Source organism: Enterococcus sp. AMC1252 (genome assembly GCF_058216515.1).
This window is the reverse complement of the sequence record NZ_CM177097.1, coordinates 3,242,973-3,262,085: the sequence shown is the minus strand read 5'-3', so window position 1 is coordinate 3,262,085 and position 19,113 is coordinate 3,242,973. Positions and strand designations below refer to the sequence as shown.

Sequence of the window (19,113 nt, the reverse complement as noted above, 5' to 3'; positions counted from 1 at the left end):
GTAAAAAGTAATAGAATTAAGAAATAAACAAAGCAAAGACCGAAAATCATTTGATTGATTTTCGGTCTTTTTTTAAGCTGTGTATTTTTTTCCATAAATAAGCACCCCAGATAATTTAGCTAATGTCTGCCCTACTTGTGTAGTCTTCTTTGTAAAATCAACTGAACCACCGCTAATTTGGAGTCGTTGTTCCAAAACTGCACCTTCATTGCTCAATGGGTAGGAAGAAAGTTCGTTCACATTTCTTAATTTAGATGGCTTCTTCTTTTTCATTTTTATATGAGCGTCAGTTACTTTTTTTGGAAGTTGCTTAGGCACTTTCGACTTTGAGTTTGTACTTGGACTTGATGTTGTAGTTTGAGGTGTGTTGCTTTCTTTTTCAGGTTTTGAAAAAGTGTCGGGTGGTGGAGATGTTGGTTGAATGGTCACAGCAGGATTAAGTGGATTTACTGGAGCTACACCATTTGCAATAACATCTAGAGGACCAACAACGACTAGTAGACTAGTTAACACAGCGCTATGGATAAGAGTAGTTGTGAGAATAATCTTTTTTGGTTTCTTTTTTTTCATTGATATTCGTTTTCCTTTCTTTCATTTCTACTACGATATTACCGAAATGCTCCCAATCAGAAGGTAAAGGAGGCTTTTTCCAAATAATAAACTCACAGGGTAAGTTCTTTAATTTGATATCTGATAAATAGAGATCTGTTTTTTTAGAAATTGAATTTTCTATAATGATATTAAGAAATTTGAATGACTGAATATTTTCAATAATAAATTCGTTATAAGCTTTTCCGTACAGAAAATCAACACAGACATAGACTGGAGTGCTAATAATTGTAATTGGTATATGCTGGATTAGTAAAAATAAGTAGTCATATTGAAGAGTACTGGTTGAACCCGTATGTAATTTATATTTTTTTATAAATGATTCAATAAAGAAAAAGAAATCCGGATAATTTTCTTTGAAAAAAATAAAATTAGCTTCGAATGAATAAGAAGTATTTATATGGGTAAACCGAAGGAATCGATAGTGAACCTGCAGCAATCCATTTTGTAAATTGTAATAGTAGGGTGCCTCTTCAGAAATAGAAAATTTCTTTTTTAGTTCTTTTAGAAAAAGAGTTGTTAAATGGAAGGCTTCTGGGCAAATTTTTTTTATATGATTTCGAACTATTTTGGGATCATAATTTGTGATCATTTGTTCAGCAATTAAGAAAGAATAGATAAAGGCTACTTCTTGAGAAATTTCTTTAGCGGTTAAAGTTGTGTAAGTTGCGAACCACTCCTTTATCAATGAAATTCTTAACGAAGCCTCTGTCTCAGCGGTTTCCTCCATAGAAATAGTATTGCCATTATATAGTCTTTGAAATATAATCGCTAGAAAAAATTTTAGTTTTATTCTTTGTGAATAGGCAAATTTTACGGAATGTAAAATACTAATTTTTTTTAATAAGCGTTCTGCTAAATCATCGATTTCCTTGGGAAAAGGAAATTCTAAGCTATTAAATGAGAAGAAATAGACATCAAAAAGAAAAATACGAATAGCGGTTTCCTCTCCTAAAAATTCTAAATTAGAATCGATACTTATATCATACAATGCGAGTAATTTGTCAAGTTCAGATTTCAATAAATAAGTGGCTGAAAGACTTAAATATTGACTTGTTGAAAAATCTTCAAATGAAAATTGATCATCTTTAAAAAGAGCATCTAGAAGTAAAAATAACTTTGATTCTTTTAAATAATACCATTGGAGTGTTAATAATGAGTCCTGACCTGTTGAATAAAAATGAATCGTTTTATTTTCAATGATTAGCTTAAGATCAGAAATTTCAAAAAAATCAAAGTCTTCAATTAATTGATTGACTTCTTTTTTCACTACATAGGTAGATAACATCAAATCGCTAGATAGCTGTTTAAATGAAGCGCTTTGTAAAGGATGCATTTCAAGGTAATTTAAAATAGCAAGCCTAGATTGATATTCTTTATTTAAAAATTGCTTCATAAGATCTCTCCTCTTGTAACCTATACTTCAAATACCCCAATGAACTTGATTATATAGTCAAAGTACAGATAAAACAATTGACTTTTTTTTTGAAAATAGAAATAAATTTAATAAACAGTGTATTATAAAGAATTTATTCCTGTTTCCATTTTTTTTGAATTTATTTAAAAAAAATTGAAATGACAAAAAAGGGTAGCGACAATATAATAAGTCTTGTCTTAGGGATGCGGTGCACCAAGTCCTCTAGAATAAGGCAAACAGTGTATCAACTAGAAAGGAGGGTCTATGATCGCAAAGCGGAGAAGAGAAATTTTTCCCAATACTTACATACTCTTTATTATGTCTATTTTTATAGTTTTAATAGGAAGTATAATTATGTTTTTTTCTGATAAAATTTCTGCTCAAGAGAAAACATTACAGTTGAGTACAATTGAAAAGATAGTTCAAGTTGAAAATATGACTGATTTCACCATTGGATTAAATGATATACAAGAAAATGTTCTCACACTACATTATCCAAAAAGTTTTCAATTAGATGAGGAAAAATTTAAACAAGAAAATATTGATAAAATTCAAAATATTGAAGTTGACTCTAAGAAAGATCAACTCTCATTCAAGTTAAAGAATGGTAATATAACAAAAATTTTATTTTCCGGTCGCTTTTTAGAAGTAGGCGACCAAAGAATATCTGTTCAAGCTGGTGGTGAAAATGAAGAATTACAAATTATTGTTCAAAAATTAAAAACGGAAAGTACTTTTGATAAAAAAGATAGTTTTGGTCTGAATCAGATGGATTCTAAAGAAGAAATATCAAAAGAACCAGCAAGTGGAAAATCAGCGGAAATTGCTCAGCCAAAAGTAACGTTACCAAGTTTCGATTGGAATCTGTTAAATACAGATGGTTTGGATTTAACGACATTTAATCAAGTTGCTGTTAATACGCCAGTTAAGTTAACGGGTGGGACGTTTGATAATCAGCAAAGAAACTACTATATGTTTTTTGGGCACGCAGGTAAAGCCAACAACTACACTTATAGTACAGAAAGTTTCAATAAAACAGGAAATATGTACGCTGCATTAGGACAAGATACAAGAATGCCACTCTTATCACCTATGATGATTGGAGTGAAAAAACAAGTAGCCGCAGAAGAAACTACACGTGTTTTTGGTTATGATTTTGATTATACGCGTAGTAATGTCAGTGAAAGTGCTGCTAATTTTGATATAGGTGAAATGGATCAGCCAGATGGAGCGATAACGAAAAGTGGTAACAACTATGATCCAACTGGCTCTAATAGCACTAATACGTGGATAATTTCGCAATATGTGAAAGAAAACGAAATTGTGTCCTATGGTTTTTTTGAAAAAGCAGCGATAGTTGGGGCTGAAACTACGTATCAACCTGTAAGGGTTCATGGTTATGTCATTAGTAAAGGAACAGGCAGAATTCGTTATGATATAAGTTATTATAATGAAAATCAACAAGCGAAATATTATGCATTGAATTATGGGGCTCACATGGATGTAGGAGGAGCACACACCAATTCTAGGTTATTTTCATTTGGTGAATCAGGATTGTACTTCAATGAACCGACTAAAACGCCAGTTGATTCTTTACCCGCACGAGTTTATTTTTACACTAATAAGGGCTATAACAGCAGTTTAGGTCCAACAGATTATAAGGTGGGGAACTTAAATTCAGATACTAGTATATCAAGTGGTAGAGCAGTATATAAAATTAGTTATTGGAAAGGAATAGACAGACAAAAATGGTTGAACCCAATGACAGGATATAAAAATCCTTATGAAATTTGGGATCCAATTCAACCTTTAGATTATGAATTTCCATTGGGGCATCCAGTTTTTGCTTTAAGGTGGAATCAAGTCTATTTAAATCCGGGTGAGGTTGGAACGGGATCGCTAGATTTATCAATCGAAGAGCCCGCACCTGTTTTACCAGCAGCAGAAAAAAATTACAAAAACGAGAATTCATCAGACGGTGTAAATAGAGTGGGCGATACTCTTTCCTTTAGTTTAGTAGCAATGAACAGAGGGGATATGGATGTTTGGAAACAGGTGAATGTGACGGATGTATTGCCTAAAGAATTAGAGTTAGACACCTCGTCTTTGATTTTAGTAGACAGCGATGGAAAAGAAAGTATACTTGACCCATCGATTTATGATAAGGAGGCACATAAATTTACGGCAGGATTATATGATATTCCAGCTAAGAAGCAAATTGAAATAAAATACAAAGCTAAAATTGTTTCAGGTGTGGATCAAACGATTATCAATCAATTTACTGCTACTAATCAAAATTCTGAGACAGCTAGTGCCGAAGTACAAATACCTGTTAGTGAAAAATTAGACTTTAAGCTAACTGAAGAAGTTTTTCATGAAGATGGCACAATTGCCGATAAAGCAGTTCAAGGAGAGACTTTAGTATATCGAACAACCATTCTAAACCCTAATAGTTTGAGCAATACAAATTATCGAAGTTTTCAAGGATATATACCATTTGATCCTAACTTGGAGAATATGACAGAGGGAATACTAAAAGATCAGTCAGGTAGTTCAATCGGAAAGGTGGTTTATAGCCCTATTGCTAATACAGTTGTTTATTCTGCCAACTTTACTAAAGAAGGAGAAATCGTTCCTATCAATCAAAATATATATGTAGAGTATAAAGCCACAGTTAAACAAGAAGCACCTGACGGTACACTGATAAAAGCAAAAGCTAATTTTTGGGCAGACTTTAGAAATGGGACAGCATTAGATGATAAAAACAGACCAACTTCAAACGAAGTTCAGACTGAAATTATGGAAAAAAGAGGAGACTTAGTTTTTGTTTCAGCTCCAAAAGTACTTGATTTTGGAGAAGCGTTAAAAATCTCTGCAAAAGATAAAACGTATTCAATCGCATCAAAAGATGATGCTCTGATGGTAGAGGATCATCGCGGTACGGGAGAACATTGGTCAATGACGGCTACTTTATTAAAAGAATTGAGTAGCACTTCTGGACATGAATTAATAAATAGCCTGCACTATAAAAAACAAGAGCAGGAATATATTTTTACATTAGGTAATGCAATTCCGATTATTGAAAAAGAGACGATTGATGAACAGAGTGTGGATATTTCAGCTGATTGGGTAGGAACAGAAAACGGTCCGTTTTTAGATATAAAAGCCGGTCAACCACGTGCTGAAAAATATTCAGGCTCCATAAAGTGGACGTTGCAAGATGTTCCAGCGAATAATCATGAATAGGAGAAGAATCAAATGAAAAAAAGCCAATTTTTAGTTGTTTTGTGGTTACTATGTGGGTTCTTCTTTCTAATGATTGGAAACAGTCATGTAAAAGCGGCTGAGCATCAGGAGTATGAATCGCCCGCAGGAGTTGGATTTTATGGTTCTTATGAATATCCCGAAAAAGAGTCTCATCCGGATGACTTGTTGGTTGAAGAATCAACAGAGATGCCTCATCCAGATAAACCAATAGAGAATGTTCAAGATGAAACCAATGTGAATCAGTTAACTAGTAAACCTGCGGGAAGAACACTTCCTAATACAGGAGAAATGAAGAATCGTTATTTTGGATTGATTGGTATTTTGATCGTAGTGGTTGCGGTATTGATTGTCCTTATAAATAGAAAAAAAAGTAAAGAGGAGAACGTATAATGAAATATGTAAATTTTAAATCGGCAGCAGTATTGATGATTCTAGGTTCAATGACTGTTTCAAGCGTGAATGCATTTGCGGAAGGTAACTATGAAAGAAACTATCAAAGTGGAGGAATTGTTGAGTTTGTTCCAGATACAGATCCAACAGATCCTGTAGATCCAAATGATCCAGATCCAAACAACCCAGTTAAACCTTGGGATCCAACAACACCTGATCATAAACCTAACCCGGGAACAGAAGGACCCTTAAGTATAGATTTCGCTTCAAGTATTGACTTTGGAAAAAATAAAATTACAAACAAAGATGAAGTGTACTACGCAGAACCACAATATTTATGGAATGAAGATCTCTCAGACTTTGACCCCTCTTCCGCAAAACCTAACTATGTACAAATTTCTGATAAACGTGGAACGAACGATGGTTGGACACTAACAGTTAAACAAGATACTCAATTCAAAAATGATCAAACGTTAAACAAAGAGCTGACAGGTTCACAAATTAAATTTACGCAAGGTACAGCAGCTTCAAATAGTACTAATGTGGTAGCGCCAAAAACTGTTGATATGACGTTAGTACCGGGGACTGCAACCAACGTGATGACCGCAGATAAAGGGGCTGGTGCGGGCACATGGGTAGACCGTTTTGGAACACTTGAAGATGTTGAAATAAATGGTCAAACAGTGAAGAAAAATAAAGCAATCACATTATCTGTACCAGGGACAACACCGAAAGATGCTGTAAAATACGAAACAAAATTAATCTGGTCATTAACAGACGTACCAGGAAATACAACCGAAGTAGAATAATTCATAAAATATAATGAAACAGATAGAGGAGAATAACAAAATGAAATCAATCAAATTAGCAACAACAGCAAGCGTGTTACTATTCAGCACAATCTTATTTTCTACACAAGCAATGGCTGCACCAGGCGAATTACCAGCCAACCGCGATACAGATGCACAAGTGAAATTTATCGAAGATGATTCACCAACAGACCCAACAGATCCAACAAATCCAGATCCAGAAAAACCAGTTGTTCCAGTTGATCCAACAAATCCAGATAAACCAGTAGAACCAGGAACAAACGGTCCATTAAGTTTGGACTATGCTTCAATTTTAGACTTTGGTACACAATTGATTTCCAACAAAAATCAAACGTATTTTGCTAAACCTCAATATTTAAAAGATAAAGATGGAAATATTGATGAAGTAAATCCAGTACCAAATTATGCTCAAGTAACAGATAAACGTGGTGGAGAAAAAGGTTGGGCACTTAGTGTAAAACAAAATGGTCAATTTAAATCATTAAAAAACAATAAAGAATTAACAGGAGCTCAAATCACTTTCTTAAATGGTGAAGCAGCGACAGTGTCTTCTTCAAAAGCGCCAAGCACAGTGAAAAATACATTTATCTTAGGAACAGATGGTGGAGGTGTTGTAGAAAATGTGATGGCCGCATCAACAGGTGAAGGTTTCGGTACATGGGTGTATCGTTTTGGAGATGAACAGACGATGAAAGAAAGTATCAAGCTAGATGTACCAGGGGCTACAGTAAAAGAAGCAGATACCTATAAAACAACTTTGACTTGGACATTAACAGATATTCCAGAAAATACAGTAGAGTAAACATAAGATCAATACATTTAGAATAAGAGATAAGAGCAAATAGATTCATTTTATAAGCAACGATACTACACAAGACTACTGGTGAGAAAATTTACGACGGATGATTTTCTCACTAGAAGTCAGTTGCTAAAGTTGTTGGAGTAGACAAAGCAAAAAGTGAGCTTTTATTTCTTTTCATCAAATTATACATATGCAAAATTAGGAGGAAAATAATAATGTTTAAACATAAAATAAAATGGTTGTGTTATTTAATAGTATTTATTAGTTTAGTTGGTATGATCCCAAAAGTAGAAGCATCTGAATTGAAATTCAGTGTTGAACCCGTACTTCCAGAAAATCAAAAAAGCCAAGCTCATACCTATTTTGATTTGAACATGACACCTAATCAAAAACAAGTACTAAAAGTCCATATGCGAAATGACACCGAAAATGAGGTTGTTGTAAAACCCTCGATTCATACAGCGACAACCAATATCAATGGGGTGGTTGAATACGGAGAGTCCAATACAAAAGTTGATAAAACCATAAAATATACTATTGAAGATATTGTAAAATCTACCAAAAAAGAAGTTAAAATTCCTGCAAAAGGTGCAACGGATTTAGAGCTGAATGTTCAAATGCCAGCAGAAAAATTTGAAGGTATTTTAGCCGGTGGCATTACACTAGAAGAAAAGGAAATAGAAAAAAAAGATGAAAAAGATAAGGCCCAAGGACTAGCAATTGAAAATAAATACGCTTATGTTGTGGCTATTGTATTACAGGAGTCAGAGAAAAAAGTTAGTTCTGAATTGAAACTTACTGGCGTTGAACCAGGACAAGTAAATGCTAGAAATGTTATTAATGCAACCATTCAAAATACACAACCGAAATATATGAACCAATTATCTATTGATACAAAAATTACTAAAAAAGGTAAAAAAGATATACTGTATTCATCTAAAAAAGAAGGAATGCAGATGGCGCCCAATAGTTCATTTGCCTATCCAGTTTCCTTGGCCGGAGAAGAATTAAAGGCGGGTAAATATACTTTAGATATGAATGCTAGTTCTATGAATCAGAAATGGCATTTTACAAAAGATTTTGAAATAAAAGCTGATGTTGCTAAAAAACTTAATAAGTCAGATGTAAGTATTAAGAAGAATAGTAATTGGATATACTTGATAATTGGTATTTTAATTATTTTGATTATTGTGCTATGTATTATTTTGTTATTTAAAAAGAAAAAAGCCAAAGATAAACAGTTACAGATACAAAAAAGTAAAAAGAACAAAAAACGTAAAAACAAAGGTCATAGATAACGTTAGAAAAAACTATTTGTTTGCAGTGACTTTGTATAAGATATGATGGAGTCATAATGCTGTGAGTGACAATTTTGTCTCCAACACATAAACTATCTTTAGCGTACAAAACGGAAATAGAACAATCTAATTTTATGCTAATTGAATCTCAGAGTAGGTTTTAATGCAAAAATAAACATAAGGTGTGAACAAAAGCATGAGTAATATTGGCTTGATTTATTTGGGATTCGAGGAAAAAGAAATGAGGACAGACTTTTTAGAAGAATATTCTGAACTATTTTTATTAAAGAGCCGTGTAGAGCTTCTTAAAGAGTTAGATCGGTTAGAAGGCATAATCATTGTTGAAGAAGAAAAAAACAAATTGGGTGAAGTTTGTGAATTGATCATGATCATCAAAAAAAAATCGCCCAGCTTTATTTGGATTATCTCATCAATAGAAAAAGAAATGGACAAACTGGTTTATTTACAATTAGGAGCAGATTATGTTATCAATAAAAATTCTAATAAAATGGAAAAAGAATTAATTATCAAAAATGCATTACAACGAAGTCATTATTTTATAGATAATCATGAGGTTAATATGTTTGATGGACAACTGAATGAAAGGAAAAGCACAAAAATTTATTTAGTGCCAGAGAATCTTAGTGTAATGATTAATGGAAGTGTAGAAGTACCTTTAACTAGACTAGAATTTCAGTTATTAGATCTTTTATTTCAAAAGCCTGGTGTGACATTTACCTATGAAAAACTTCAAGAACATATTTATGGAGATACTACTGAAAATCGTCAATATCGGATAACTAATCTGATGTATCATTTAAGGAAAAAAATTGATAAGGCAGATGATAAGAATAGTGAATTTATAAAGACCGTTCGTTCAAGAGGTTATATGTTGAAAGTATAATGGAATAATAAATTTTATCTTATAAAAATGGAAAAAATAAGTAAATAAAGTATAAAATCCTCAGAAAAAGATTTTATACTTTATTTTGGTTTACGTACACTTTTGCTTAATACTAGCTCTTTTTCTCAATACAAAACAAAATTGGCGGGTTGTTTTTTTGATTAATAAACTGATAAGTTAATACACTATATTCTTCTTGTGACAACTGTTGAGAATACTCTTGTACTAGTTTTAATTCGGCTTCCCCACCAGCATGCCCGTAGTAAACAACTAAAACAATACGTCCTTTAGGGCACAGTCTAGTCAGTAGTGAATCTAAAGCTCTTTTTGTTGTGTCGGGCTTGGTAATGATCTGTTTATTACTCTTGGGAAGGTATCCCAGATTAAAAATAGCAGCACTTAATGATTTTTCTTTAGGAACAACGATTTCAATCGTTTCATGGCCTTGATGGAATAATCGTACTTGTTTACTTAATCCTAACTCAATCAGTTTTTTTTCAGTGTTTAGCAGGGCTTGTTCTTGAATATCAAATGCATAGACTAAACCTTCTGAGCCAACTAGATTTGCCAAGAAAGCAGTGTCATTACCGTTACCCATTGTAGCATCAATAACGGTATCACCAACTTGAATCACTTCTTTTAAAAGTGTATGGCTGAAGTGCAGTGCAGTTTGTAGCATTAAATAAGAGCCTCCTTAGACGTGCGTACATTATATATTCCTTGAACACTATTTCGACGTTTCATTTCATCATCAATTGCATTCAGTACTTCCCATTTTTTTAAGCTCCACATGGGACCAACTAAGGTATCGGTTGGAGCATCACCAGTCAAACGATGGATCACAATTTCAGGAGGGATCATTTCTAACTGATCACAAATGATGTTGACATAGTTTTTTTGCGTCATCAACTGCAAACGTCCTTCATGATAATCTCTCAACATCCGCGTATTTGTCATCAAATGCAGTAGATGTAACTTAATTCCTTGGATATCAGAATCAAGGATCGTTCGACGTACATTTTCTCTCATCATATCTAAACTTTCACCAGGTAAACCATTGATCAGATGAGTACAGACCCGAATGCCATGTTTACGTAATTTCGCTACACCATCCAAATAAGTTTGATAGTCATGGGCTCTGTTGATTGTATTACTAGTGTCTTCGTAAGTTGTTTGCAAGCCTAATTCTACCCACAAGTAGTACCGCTGATTAAGCTCGGCTAAATACTCGACGATATCATTTGGAAGACAATCAGGCCGTGTTCCGATCGAAATACCCACGACACCTTTTTCATTAAGAACCTGTTCAAAACGATGTCGAATTACTTCGACAGGTGCGTGTGTATTAGTGAAATTTTGAAAATAGACAATATACTGGTTGACTTGAGGCCATTTTTTATGCATCATGTGCACTTCTTTTTGAAACTGAATGGGTAAAGGATCTTTTGGGGCTACAATCATATCTCCTGATCCTGAAACACTGCAAAAAGTACAACCGCCCTTTGCCACCGTTCCGTCACGATTAGGACAATCAAATCCTCCGTCTAAAGGTACCTTAAAAATTTTTCCGCCGAACTGCTGACGCAAAGCATAATTCCATGAGTGATATCGTTTATTAGGATCTTCAGTATATATAAATTTAGACATTGTTTTTCTTCTTTCTATAGTTGTTTACTTTTAAAACGCCAAACAAAGCGTTTTTCTAAATAAATTGGATAGCTCATCAACAACCAAGCTAAACCAAAACAAAAACCTCCGACAACGTCGCTTGTGAAATGAACACCAGCATAGATCCTGCTGATACCAATTAGTAAAATACCTAAGCCCAAGAAGATTTGTAAAATTAAACAAAGTTCTTTTTGTTTAATAAATTGTGGCAACAATAAAATAATTGTTCCATACAAAAGTACACTCCCAGTAGAATGTCCGCTAGGAAAGCTGTAACTATGTTCCGTTACTAAATGATTTAAAGTTGGACGTGGGCGCATAAAGACTAACTTGACCAATGGATTTGCGATACCAGCGATTAACCCAGTATTGATCAAAAGCCAAAGCGTTTCAGCATAATATTTTCCTTTGAATAGTACAAAAGCAATAGCCAAAGTGATAATTCCTACAGTCAGTGGATCAGCAAACTTTGTATACCAAATAAAAAATTGATTTGCTGAAGGATATGGGGTTCTTACGATTGCTGTGATCGTTTGATCAAAACTTTTTAACCAGTCTGGATAAAAACGTACCACATATCCCAAAAACATAAAGACAACCAAGAAGCAGCTACCTGCAAATTGATAATATAATTTATTTTTCATAAAAGATCCTTTCCAAACTAGATAAAGCTTATTATAACATCAAATAATGAAGAACACATCTGGGAATCAATTAAAAAGCCTATACAAAAACTGTAAAGTTTTTGTATAGGCTTTGCAATCAAAAGAGAGTTAATCATTTTCTCCATCTTCATAATCTGATGGTCCTTCAACTGAGATATCACCAGAATTAGTTCGCAGGTCGAACGATTTTGTCCCTTTTCCTCGTTTATAAGAAGTCCGTTCTTTACCAAAAATCGTACTATCACCTAACTTGGTTTTGGCTTTGATCGTTACGTCATATAAAATTTCTTCTGTATGAAGTTGAATGCTTCCTAATTGAGATTCAACTGACAATTTCTTAGGGATTTCTGTTCCATACAGTGAAAAGTCGCCATTGGTATTTTTGACTTCGGCTTCACCTTTAAGATGAGTTGCCTGAACGTCACCATTGCTTGTTTCTATTTTGGCTGTCCCTTTGACAGTATTTAAGTAAATATCGCCAGATGTACTAATTGCAGACCAATTAGAAGCTGTGAAATCATTGATCTGAATCTCGCCATTCGTGGTTTTGAATGCCGCTTCGTCAGTACGAACATCAGTATAAACGTTAAGGTCACCGTTTGTTGTTTCAATTGCTAAATTTTCAGTATTGATATTGTTAACGTTTATTTCAGCATTACTTAACTCAATGGATAGAGCCTTTGTTTTAACATCTGAAAGATTGATAGATCCATTTGCTTTTCCATCTAAGACTAAACGTTTTGTATTAGATGGAATCGTTAAGGTTACAGCAGAACCTCGATCGAAGAGGTCCAATTTTAATCCGTCTACTTCTTGTCTTTTCTTTTCACTGCTTGCTGAAATAACGAGTTCATTATTTTTTTCCGTAACATCTAAGGAACTAGTGAGTGAAACAGGGATAGAACTACGAGTATTCATTACGACCTTATTTGAATTTTCAGTTAAAATATAGAAACTGGCATTGCCTGAAAGGTCAAGATGAATTTCTTCTGTACTTTTTTTATTTTTTATTTCATATACTTGTTTTTTTGTATCTGTCATAGATTTTTCAGCACGTCTAAAATAGACCGCACTACCAATTCCACCGATAATCATAGCTAAAATACCAATGGACAGAAAAAAAGCAGTTGTCTTTTTCATATTAAATCTCTCCTCTTAAAACTCGAATATTCCATTGTAAATAACGTCTCAATGCTTTTCCGAAAAACTTGGTTAACGGCGTTAGAATCAATAGCCCGATGATTCCAGAACCCGAAAGGAAAACACTGACGAATAATTGGAATATTGTACCATCATTAAAGCCTGAAAAGACTGAAATACCCCCTAAAATCGGCGAAAACAAGAAAACACCAGCTACTAACCAACAAGAAAATAAAACCATAGTAAAAGCAAAAATAAGCCAAAACATTAAAAGAAAATTAAATGAAAGAACGCCTGCGATTTGGAAAAATCGTGTAAGGCCGCTGTGACGAGGGCGTTCATAGGAATGATATGTATCATCATATGGATGTTCTGGTACCTCTTCATAGTAGTATTCATTATTTACAACTGGTTGAATTTCTTGCCAACCATCTCGCTCAAGTTTTTTCTCAGGAACAGTGATATCAAACTCTTGTAAGATTTCTTCAGCGATTCCTCGAGGTTTCCCTAAACTTTTGGCAATTTCTTCTTCTGTCTCCCCAGCAGCTGAGCGTTCCTCGAAAATTGTTTCATATTTGTTTAAGATAAAAGCTTGTTGTTGAGCAGTCAAAGGTTTTAAATAGATCTTTAATTCAATTAAAAAGTGCTCTTTATTCATTTTTTTCCCCCATTTCATTTTACAGTCTTGCTACTTCTTCTCCACTATAATTTTTTTTTGAAGTAATAACAAGTGCTTAATCAAAAAATCAGCCTAAGGTAAAGAGACGAATCAGACTTGAGACCTAGTCCTATCGAAAAATAAAGCAGGTACTTTGTATAATTAAAAAGAAAGAAAAAAATTACGTTTTTATTTTATCATTAATGAAAGAAAATAAAAAAATATTTCTATTTTCTTTGAAAAAAGGTATACTATAATTCAAAGAATACTTTTTTAGAAAATTCGGAGGATATATTATGGAGAAGTACAAAACATCAAGAAAAGAGCGGAGGAAAGCCGAACAGAACAAGCTTGCTTATGATCAGCTAAAAAAAGGAACCACTGTGCTTAGTTCTGCGATTGTTGTATCGTCAATTGCTGCACCTATTGCTGCACCAAAAATAGCTGAAGCAACAGAAGATAAAACACCAAGTGAACAAGTAAGCTACTCAGATACTATTACACATACAGAAGCCGTTCAAACACAAACAACGACGACTGACTCAAACGATTCGATGACACAAGAAACTCAGACAACAGAATCTGAAACATCTTCAAGTGAAGGAACGTCTGAAACACAAGAATCATCAGAATTAAATACATCAGAAACAACACAAAATACTGAAACTACTGAATCTACAGAAGAAACGACAAACTCTTCAACAGATGAAGTGGATGAATCAAAAACACCAGATCTTGCGATGCGTTCAGCATTTTCCGCGCAATCTAGAAGCATCAGTCCGAGCACCTTTATTGCTGAAATAGCTGGACATGCCCGTTCAGTTGCAGCAGCGAATGATTTATATGCATCTGTAATGATGGCTCAAGCAATTCTTGAAAGTGATTGGGGAAGAAGTACATTATCAGCAGCTCCAAACCATAATTTATTTGGAATAAAGGGAAGCTATCAAGGACAATCTGTCACAATGAAGACTTGGGAAGTTCTTAACGGACAATGGGTTCAAGTAAATGCCGCATTTAGAAAATATCCGTCTTACTCAGAATCATTTGGAGATAACGCCTACGTTTTAAGGAATACTTCATTTCAAGCAGGTGTATATTATTATTCAGGTGCTTGGAAGAGCAACACAAATTCATACAAGGATGCAACTGCTTGGCTAACAGGACGTTATGCAACTGATCCTGGTTATAATACAAAATTGAATAATATAATTACAACATACAACTTAACTCAGTATGATACTCCTTCATCAGGAGGCGGTGGAAATAACGGCGGAAATACAGGTAGCGGCAACACAGGTGGAAATACAGGCGGCAATACCGGTGGTGGGACAAGCACAGGAAATGTCACTCATACTGTAAAAGCTGGAGATAGTTTATGGGCATTATCGGCTAAATATGGCACGTCTATTGCAAATATTAAGAGCTGGAATAATCTTTCTAGTGACGTCATTTATGTTGGTCAAAAACTAATCGTGAAAAAAGGCTCCGGTAATGCAGGTGGAGGCAACACTGGCGGTAACGGTGGCTCAACAGGAAATACAGGAGGTTCTGGAAATGCAGGCACCTCAAATTCTTATTACACTGTAAAATCAGGAGATTCACTTTGGGCGATTGCGAATGCAAACGGCATAAGTATTGCTAATTTACGTCAGTGGAATAACTTGAGTGGAGATATTATTTATCCAGGTCAAAAACTGATCGTGAAAAAAGGCTCTGGCAATGCAGGTGGAGGCAACACTGGCGGTAACAACAGTGGCTCAACAGGAAATACAGGAGGTTCTGGAAACACAGGTACCTCAAATTCTTATTACACTGTAAAATCAGGAGATTCACTTTGGGCGATTGCGAATGCAAACGGCACAAGTATTGCTAATTTACGTCAGTGGAATAACTTGAGTGGAGATATTATTTATCCAGGTCAAAAACTGATCGTGAAAAAAGGCTCCGGTAATGCAGGTGGAGGCAACACGGGAGGCAGCACTGGCGGCTCAACAGGAAATACAGGAGGTTCTGGAAACACAGGTACCTCAAATTCTTATTACACTGTAAAATCAGGAGATTCACTTTGGTCGATTGCGAATGCGAATGGTATAAGTATCGCTAATCTACGACAGTGGAACAGTCTGAGCGGAGATATTATTTATCCAGGTCAACGTTTGGTTGTGAAAAAAGGCCAAGGGAGCTCAACCGGCTCAACAAGTTCAGCTGGTAATCAAGGTGGCAATCAAACCTCAGGTTCACATACTGTGAAAAGTGGGGATACTTTATGGGGACTTTCGCAAAAATATGGATCAAGTGTTCAAAAAATCAAACAAATGAACGGTCTATCTAGCGATATGATTTATATTGGTCAAAAATTGAAAGTTAAATAAAACAATTGATATTGACTGTAATGTTTGGTAGTATGATAGCACATGATAGAAATATAAACAGTGAAAAGGAATAGTAGAAAGAACCATGTTTTAGAGAGTGTATGGTTGGTGAAAATACACACAGAAGCTTTCGAACTCGCCTTGGAGTTATTTTACTGAATAAGTAACAGGTAATCATGAAATGATTATCTCCACTTTACTAAGTGAGATCGGCGGCGGCCGTTACAACGCTGAGGCTTGTAATTCTACAAGTAAATTTAGGTGGTACCACGTTGTCGATCACACGTCCTATAGGAACTTTTTCCTGTAGGACTTTTTGTTGTGAATCACTACGATTGGCTTAGCCAGAGTAGGATGATGAACAATACTTGGCGACCAACGGGAGAGAAGTTTCATTACTAGTGAATCACCATTAAACATCACAATAATAAGTTACTTAAATAGGAGGAGAAAATCGTGAGTTACGATCACAAAAAAATTGAGAAGAAATGGCAAAAATATTGGGCTAAGCACAATAGCTTTACTACCCATGATGATCCAAGCAAAGAAAAATTTTATGCTCTAGATATGTTCCCATATCCATCAGGACAAGGACTACATGTTGGGCATCCAGAAGGCTATACAGCAACAGATATTTTGTCTCGTATGAAAAGAAGTCAAGGATATAGCGTTTTACATCCAATGGGGTGGGATGCATTTGGCTTACCAGCAGAGCAATACGCTTTAGACACGGGAAATGATCCAGCAGAATTTACTAAAAAAAATATTGAAACATTCAAGCGTCAAATCAATTCATTGGGTTTTAGCTATGACTGGAATCGTGAAATCAATACGACTGATCCAGAATATTATAAGTGGACGCAATGGATTTTTACTAAATTATATGAACATGGATTAGCATATGAAGCAGAAGTAGCGGTTAACTGGGTACCGGAACTTGGAACAGTGATTTCAAATGAAGAAGTTATCGATGGGAAAAGCGAACGTGGTGGTTATGATGTTGTCAGAAAACCAATGCGTCAATGGATGCTGAAAATCACAGCATATGCAGATCGCTTACTAGATGATTTGGAGTTAGTGGATTGGCCTGAAAGTATAAAGGATATGCAACGTAATTGGATCGGTCGTTCTGAAGGCGCAAATGTTACGTTTAAAGTTGCAGGATTGGAAGATGAATTTACTGTATTTACGACTCGTCCAGATACATTATTTGGTGCAACCTATACGGTTTTAGCACCTGAATTAGAATTGGTGAAAAAAATTACTACCCCAGAACAAAAAGATGCTGTAGAAGCATACATTGATGCAGCTTCTAAAAAATCTGATTTGAACCGAACTGATTTAGCTAAAGAAAAAACGGGTGTCTTTACAGGGGCTTACGCAGTAAACCCGGTTAACGGGGCTGAAATTCCGATTTGGATCGCTGATTATGTACTGGCTTCTTATGGAACTGGTGCAATAATGGCCGTTCCAGCTCATGATGAGCGTGATTACGAATTTGCGAAAACATTCAATATCGATATCATTCCAGTCCTAGCAGGTGGAAATGTTGAAGAGTCAGCATTCACAGGTGATGGCGTACACATCAATTCTGAGTTTTTAGATGGTTTGAACAAGGAAGAAGCAATCATTAAAATAAATGAATGGTTAGAAGAAAAACAAGTCGGTAAAAAAGAAGTTAGCTATCGCTTACGTGATTGGTTGTTTTCTCGTCAACGTTACTGGGGTGAACCAATTCCTGTGATTCATTGGGAAGATGGTACGACAACCACTGTTCCAGAATCTGAATTACCGCTGAGATTGCCAAAAACAGATGATATCAAACCAAGCGGAACAGGAGAATCACCACTTGCAAATATCACGGAGTGGATCAATGTAGTTGACCCTGAAACTGGTAAAAAAGGTAAACGTGAAACGAATACAATGCCACAATGGGCAGGAAGTTCGTGGTATCATTTACGTTATATCGATCCCCATAATAAAAATGAAATTGCCAACTATAAAAAACTAGAACGTTGGCTACCTGTAGATATTTATATTGGTGGAGCAGAACACGCAGTACTCCACTTGTTGTATGCTCGTTTCTGGCATAAATTCCTTTATGATATTGGTGTTGTACCGACGAAAGAGCCGTATCAAAAACTATATAATCAAGGAATGATCTTAGGTCAAAGTTTCCGTGACAGCCGCGGTGTATTGGTTCCTACAAATATGGTAGAAAAACGTGACGGAGTCTGGGTCAATATTGAAACAGGAGAACAGCTAGAGGAATCACCAGCTAAAATGAGTAAATCATTGAAGAATGTTGTAAATCCTGATGATGTTGTAGAAAAATATGGTGCTGATACATTAAGAATGTACGAAATGTTCATGGGTCCGCTTGATGCATCCATTGCTTGGAGTGAAAACGGGCTTGAAGGTAGCCGTAAATTCTTGGATCGTGTATGGCGCTTGATTGTAGATGAAAATAATAAAATGCGTGACCGCATCACAACTATCAATGATGGACGTTTGACGAAAGTATATAACCAAACAGTCAAAAAAGTGACAGAAGATATGGAGAACTTACACTTTAACACAGCTATTTCTCAATTGATGGTCTTTGTGAATGAAGCCAATAAGGTCGATGTTTTACCGTATGAATACATTGAAGGATTTGTTCAATTATTAGCACCTATCGCACCACATATTGGTGAAGAACTATGGACAATTCTTGGGAATGAAGAAAGTCTAACAAATGCTCCTTGGCCAGCTTATGATGAATCAGCATTAGTTGAAGATGAAGTTGAAGTAGTTTTTCAAGTTAACGGAAAAGTTCGTGCGAAGCTGAATGTTGCTCGCGGATTGAGTAAAGATGAATTGGAAGAAAAAGCTTTAGCAACTGAAGAAATCCAATCCTTTATTGATGGAAAGACAATACGTAAAGTTATAGTTGTTCCAGATAAATTGGTGAATATTGTAGCGAATTAAACTATAAGAGACGGTTGCACAGAAGTAGTTAACTCTGAGAAGTGAGTAGTTGTTTCTGCTCGGATTTCTTGAGGCTAGGATATGACTCGTAGAGTTGTGTTCTAGCCTCTTCAGTTTATT

15 protein-coding genes and 1 other annotated feature are annotated in these 19,113 nt (G+C 35.1%); of the genes, 8 read left to right on the top strand and 7 right to left on the bottom strand.

What is annotated here, in order from left to right; all coding sequences use genetic code 11:
* Positions 1 to 72: 72 nt before the first annotated feature.
* The gene (locus AC4BB5_RS15395; RefSeq protein WP_490456973.1) at positions 73 to 570 is read right to left on the bottom strand and encodes a hypothetical protein; all 498 of its coding nucleotides are present in this window, start codon (positions 568 to 570) and stop codon (positions 73 to 75) included.
* Positions 518 to 2,005, bottom strand: a complete 1,488-nt coding sequence (locus tag AC4BB5_RS15390) for a helix-turn-helix domain-containing protein (protein ID WP_490456972.1) — start codon at positions 2,003 to 2,005, stop codon at positions 518 to 520. The genes AC4BB5_RS15395 and AC4BB5_RS15390 overlap by 53 nt, the downstream gene beginning before the upstream one ends.
* A 375-nt stretch (positions 2,006 to 2,380) precedes the next feature.
* On the opposite strand from AC4BB5_RS15390, the gene AC4BB5_RS15385 reads away from it, so the two are divergent.
* The 6 genes from AC4BB5_RS15385 (at position 2,381) to AC4BB5_RS15360 (ending at position 9,517) form a co-directional block, all read left to right on the top strand.
* Positions 2,381 to 5,272 (top strand): WxL domain-containing protein, encoded by a 2,892-nt coding sequence (locus AC4BB5_RS15385; protein ID WP_490456971.1) that lies wholly within the window; start codon positions 2,381 to 2,383, stop codon positions 5,270 to 5,272.
* Between the two features lie 12 nt (positions 5,273 to 5,284).
* Positions 5,285 to 5,683 (top strand): EF2685/EF0750 family sortase-dependent surface protein, encoded by a 399-nt coding sequence (locus AC4BB5_RS15380; protein ID WP_490456970.1) that lies wholly within the window; start codon positions 5,285 to 5,287, stop codon positions 5,681 to 5,683.
* Entirely contained in the window at positions 5,683 to 6,492 is an 810-nt protein-coding gene (locus tag AC4BB5_RS15375; protein ID WP_490456969.1) for a WxL domain-containing protein, read from the top strand. The genes AC4BB5_RS15380 and AC4BB5_RS15375 overlap by 1 nt, the downstream gene beginning before the upstream one ends.
* A gap of 40 nt (positions 6,493 to 6,532) precedes the next feature.
* A complete protein-coding gene (locus tag AC4BB5_RS15370; protein ID WP_490456968.1) occupies positions 6,533 to 7,315 on the top strand; it encodes a WxL domain-containing protein in 783 nt (260 codons plus the stop codon).
* Between the two features lie 215 nt (positions 7,316 to 7,530).
* Complete coding sequence (locus tag AC4BB5_RS15365; protein ID WP_490456967.1) at positions 7,531 to 8,613, top strand: WxLIP family cell surface protein; 1,083 nt, start codon at positions 7,531 to 7,533, stop codon at positions 8,611 to 8,613.
* A gap of 196 nt (positions 8,614 to 8,809) precedes the next feature.
* Positions 8,810 to 9,517 carry a winged helix-turn-helix domain-containing protein gene (locus AC4BB5_RS15360; RefSeq protein ID WP_490456966.1) on the top strand — a complete coding sequence of 236 codons (708 nt, stop codon included), beginning with the start codon at positions 8,810 to 8,812 and terminating at the stop codon, positions 9,515 to 9,517.
* Between the two features lie 112 nt (positions 9,518 to 9,629).
* Here AC4BB5_RS15360 and mnmM read toward each other — a convergent pair whose 3' ends face one another.
* The 5 genes from mnmM to AC4BB5_RS15335 all read right to left on the bottom strand — a co-directional run bounded on the left by mnmM (position 9,630) and on the right by AC4BB5_RS15335 (position 13,648).
* Positions 9,630 to 10,196, bottom strand: a complete 567-nt coding sequence (gene mnmM, locus AC4BB5_RS15355; RefSeq protein WP_490456965.1) for a tRNA 5-(aminomethyl)-2-thiouridylate-methyltransferase MnmM — start codon at positions 10,194 to 10,196, stop codon at positions 9,630 to 9,632.
* Entirely contained in the window at positions 10,196 to 11,164 is a 969-nt protein-coding gene (gene mnmL / locus AC4BB5_RS15350) for a tRNA modification radical SAM protein MnmL/YtqA (protein WP_490456964.1), read from the bottom strand. Before mnmL ends, mnmM begins: the two co-directional genes overlap by 1 nt.
* Positions 11,165 to 11,178: 14 nt before the next feature.
* Entirely contained in the window at positions 11,179 to 11,829 is a 651-nt protein-coding gene (locus tag AC4BB5_RS15345; RefSeq protein ID WP_490456963.1) for a phosphatase PAP2 family protein, read from the bottom strand.
* Positions 11,830 to 11,958: 129 nt separating this feature from the next.
* Positions 11,959 to 12,990, bottom strand: coding sequence for a DUF4097 family beta strand repeat-containing protein (locus AC4BB5_RS15340; protein WP_490456962.1), 1,032 nt, complete (start codon positions 12,988 to 12,990; stop codon positions 11,959 to 11,961).
* Between the two features lies 1 nt (position 12,991).
* A complete protein-coding gene (locus AC4BB5_RS15335) occupies positions 12,992 to 13,648 on the bottom strand; it encodes a DUF1700 domain-containing protein (protein ID WP_490456961.1) in 657 nt (218 codons plus the stop codon).
* A 296-nt stretch (positions 13,649 to 13,944) separates the two neighbouring features.
* Here AC4BB5_RS15335 and AC4BB5_RS15330 point away from each other — a divergent pair, with 296 nt between their 5' ends.
* Both AC4BB5_RS15330 and leuS read left to right on the top strand, forming a co-directional pair.
* Positions 13,945 to 16,023 (top strand): LysM peptidoglycan-binding domain-containing protein, encoded by a 2,079-nt coding sequence (locus AC4BB5_RS15330; protein WP_490456960.1) that lies wholly within the window; start codon positions 13,945 to 13,947, stop codon positions 16,021 to 16,023.
* Positions 16,024 to 16,074: 51 nt separating this feature from the next.
* Positions 16,075 to 16,317 (top strand) — a binding site (T-box leader).
* A gap of 162 nt (positions 16,318 to 16,479) precedes the next feature.
* On the top strand, positions 16,480 to 18,993 hold the full coding sequence (gene leuS, locus AC4BB5_RS15325) for a leucine--tRNA ligase (protein ID WP_490456959.1): 2,514 nt from the start codon (positions 16,480 to 16,482) through the stop codon (positions 18,991 to 18,993).
* Positions 18,994 to 19,113 lie beyond the last annotated feature (120 nt).

Coding starts and splice junctions, on each gene's coding strand:
- AC4BB5_RS15375 (WP_490456969.1), top strand. CDS start 5,683: ATGAAATATGTAAATTTTAAATCGGCAGCAGTATTGATGATTCTAGGT.
- AC4BB5_RS15340 (WP_490456962.1), bottom strand. CDS start 12,990: ATGAAAAAGACAACTGCTTTTTTTCTGTCCATTGGTATTTTAGCTATG.
- AC4BB5_RS15330 (WP_490456960.1), top strand. CDS start 13,945: ATGGAGAAGTACAAAACATCAAGAAAAGAGCGGAGGAAAGCCGAACAG.
- mnmM (WP_490456965.1), bottom strand. CDS start 10,196: ATGCTACAAACTGCACTGCACTTCAGCCATACACTTTTAAAAGAAGTG.
- AC4BB5_RS15370 (WP_490456968.1), top strand. CDS start 6,533: ATGAAATCAATCAAATTAGCAACAACAGCAAGCGTGTTACTATTCAGC.
- AC4BB5_RS15380 (WP_490456970.1), top strand. CDS start 5,285: ATGAAAAAAAGCCAATTTTTAGTTGTTTTGTGGTTACTATGTGGGTTC.
- AC4BB5_RS15345 (WP_490456963.1), bottom strand. CDS start 11,829: ATGAAAAATAAATTATATTATCAATTTGCAGGTAGCTGCTTCTTGGTT.
- mnmL (WP_490456964.1), bottom strand. CDS start 11,164: ATGTCTAAATTTATATATACTGAAGATCCTAATAAACGATATCACTCA.
- AC4BB5_RS15365 (WP_490456967.1), top strand. CDS start 7,531: ATGTTTAAACATAAAATAAAATGGTTGTGTTATTTAATAGTATTTATT.
- AC4BB5_RS15395 (WP_490456973.1), bottom strand. CDS start 570: ATGAAAAAAAAGAAACCAAAAAAGATTATTCTCACAACTACTCTTATC.
- AC4BB5_RS15385 (WP_490456971.1), top strand. CDS start 2,381: ATGTTTTTTTCTGATAAAATTTCTGCTCAAGAGAAAACATTACAGTTG.
- AC4BB5_RS15335 (WP_490456961.1), bottom strand. CDS start 13,648: ATGAATAAAGAGCACTTTTTAATTGAATTAAAGATCTATTTAAAACCT.
- AC4BB5_RS15360 (WP_490456966.1), top strand. CDS start 8,810: ATGAGTAATATTGGCTTGATTTATTTGGGATTCGAGGAAAAAGAAATG.
- AC4BB5_RS15390 (WP_490456972.1), bottom strand. CDS start 2,005: ATGAAGCAATTTTTAAATAAAGAATATCAATCTAGGCTTGCTATTTTA.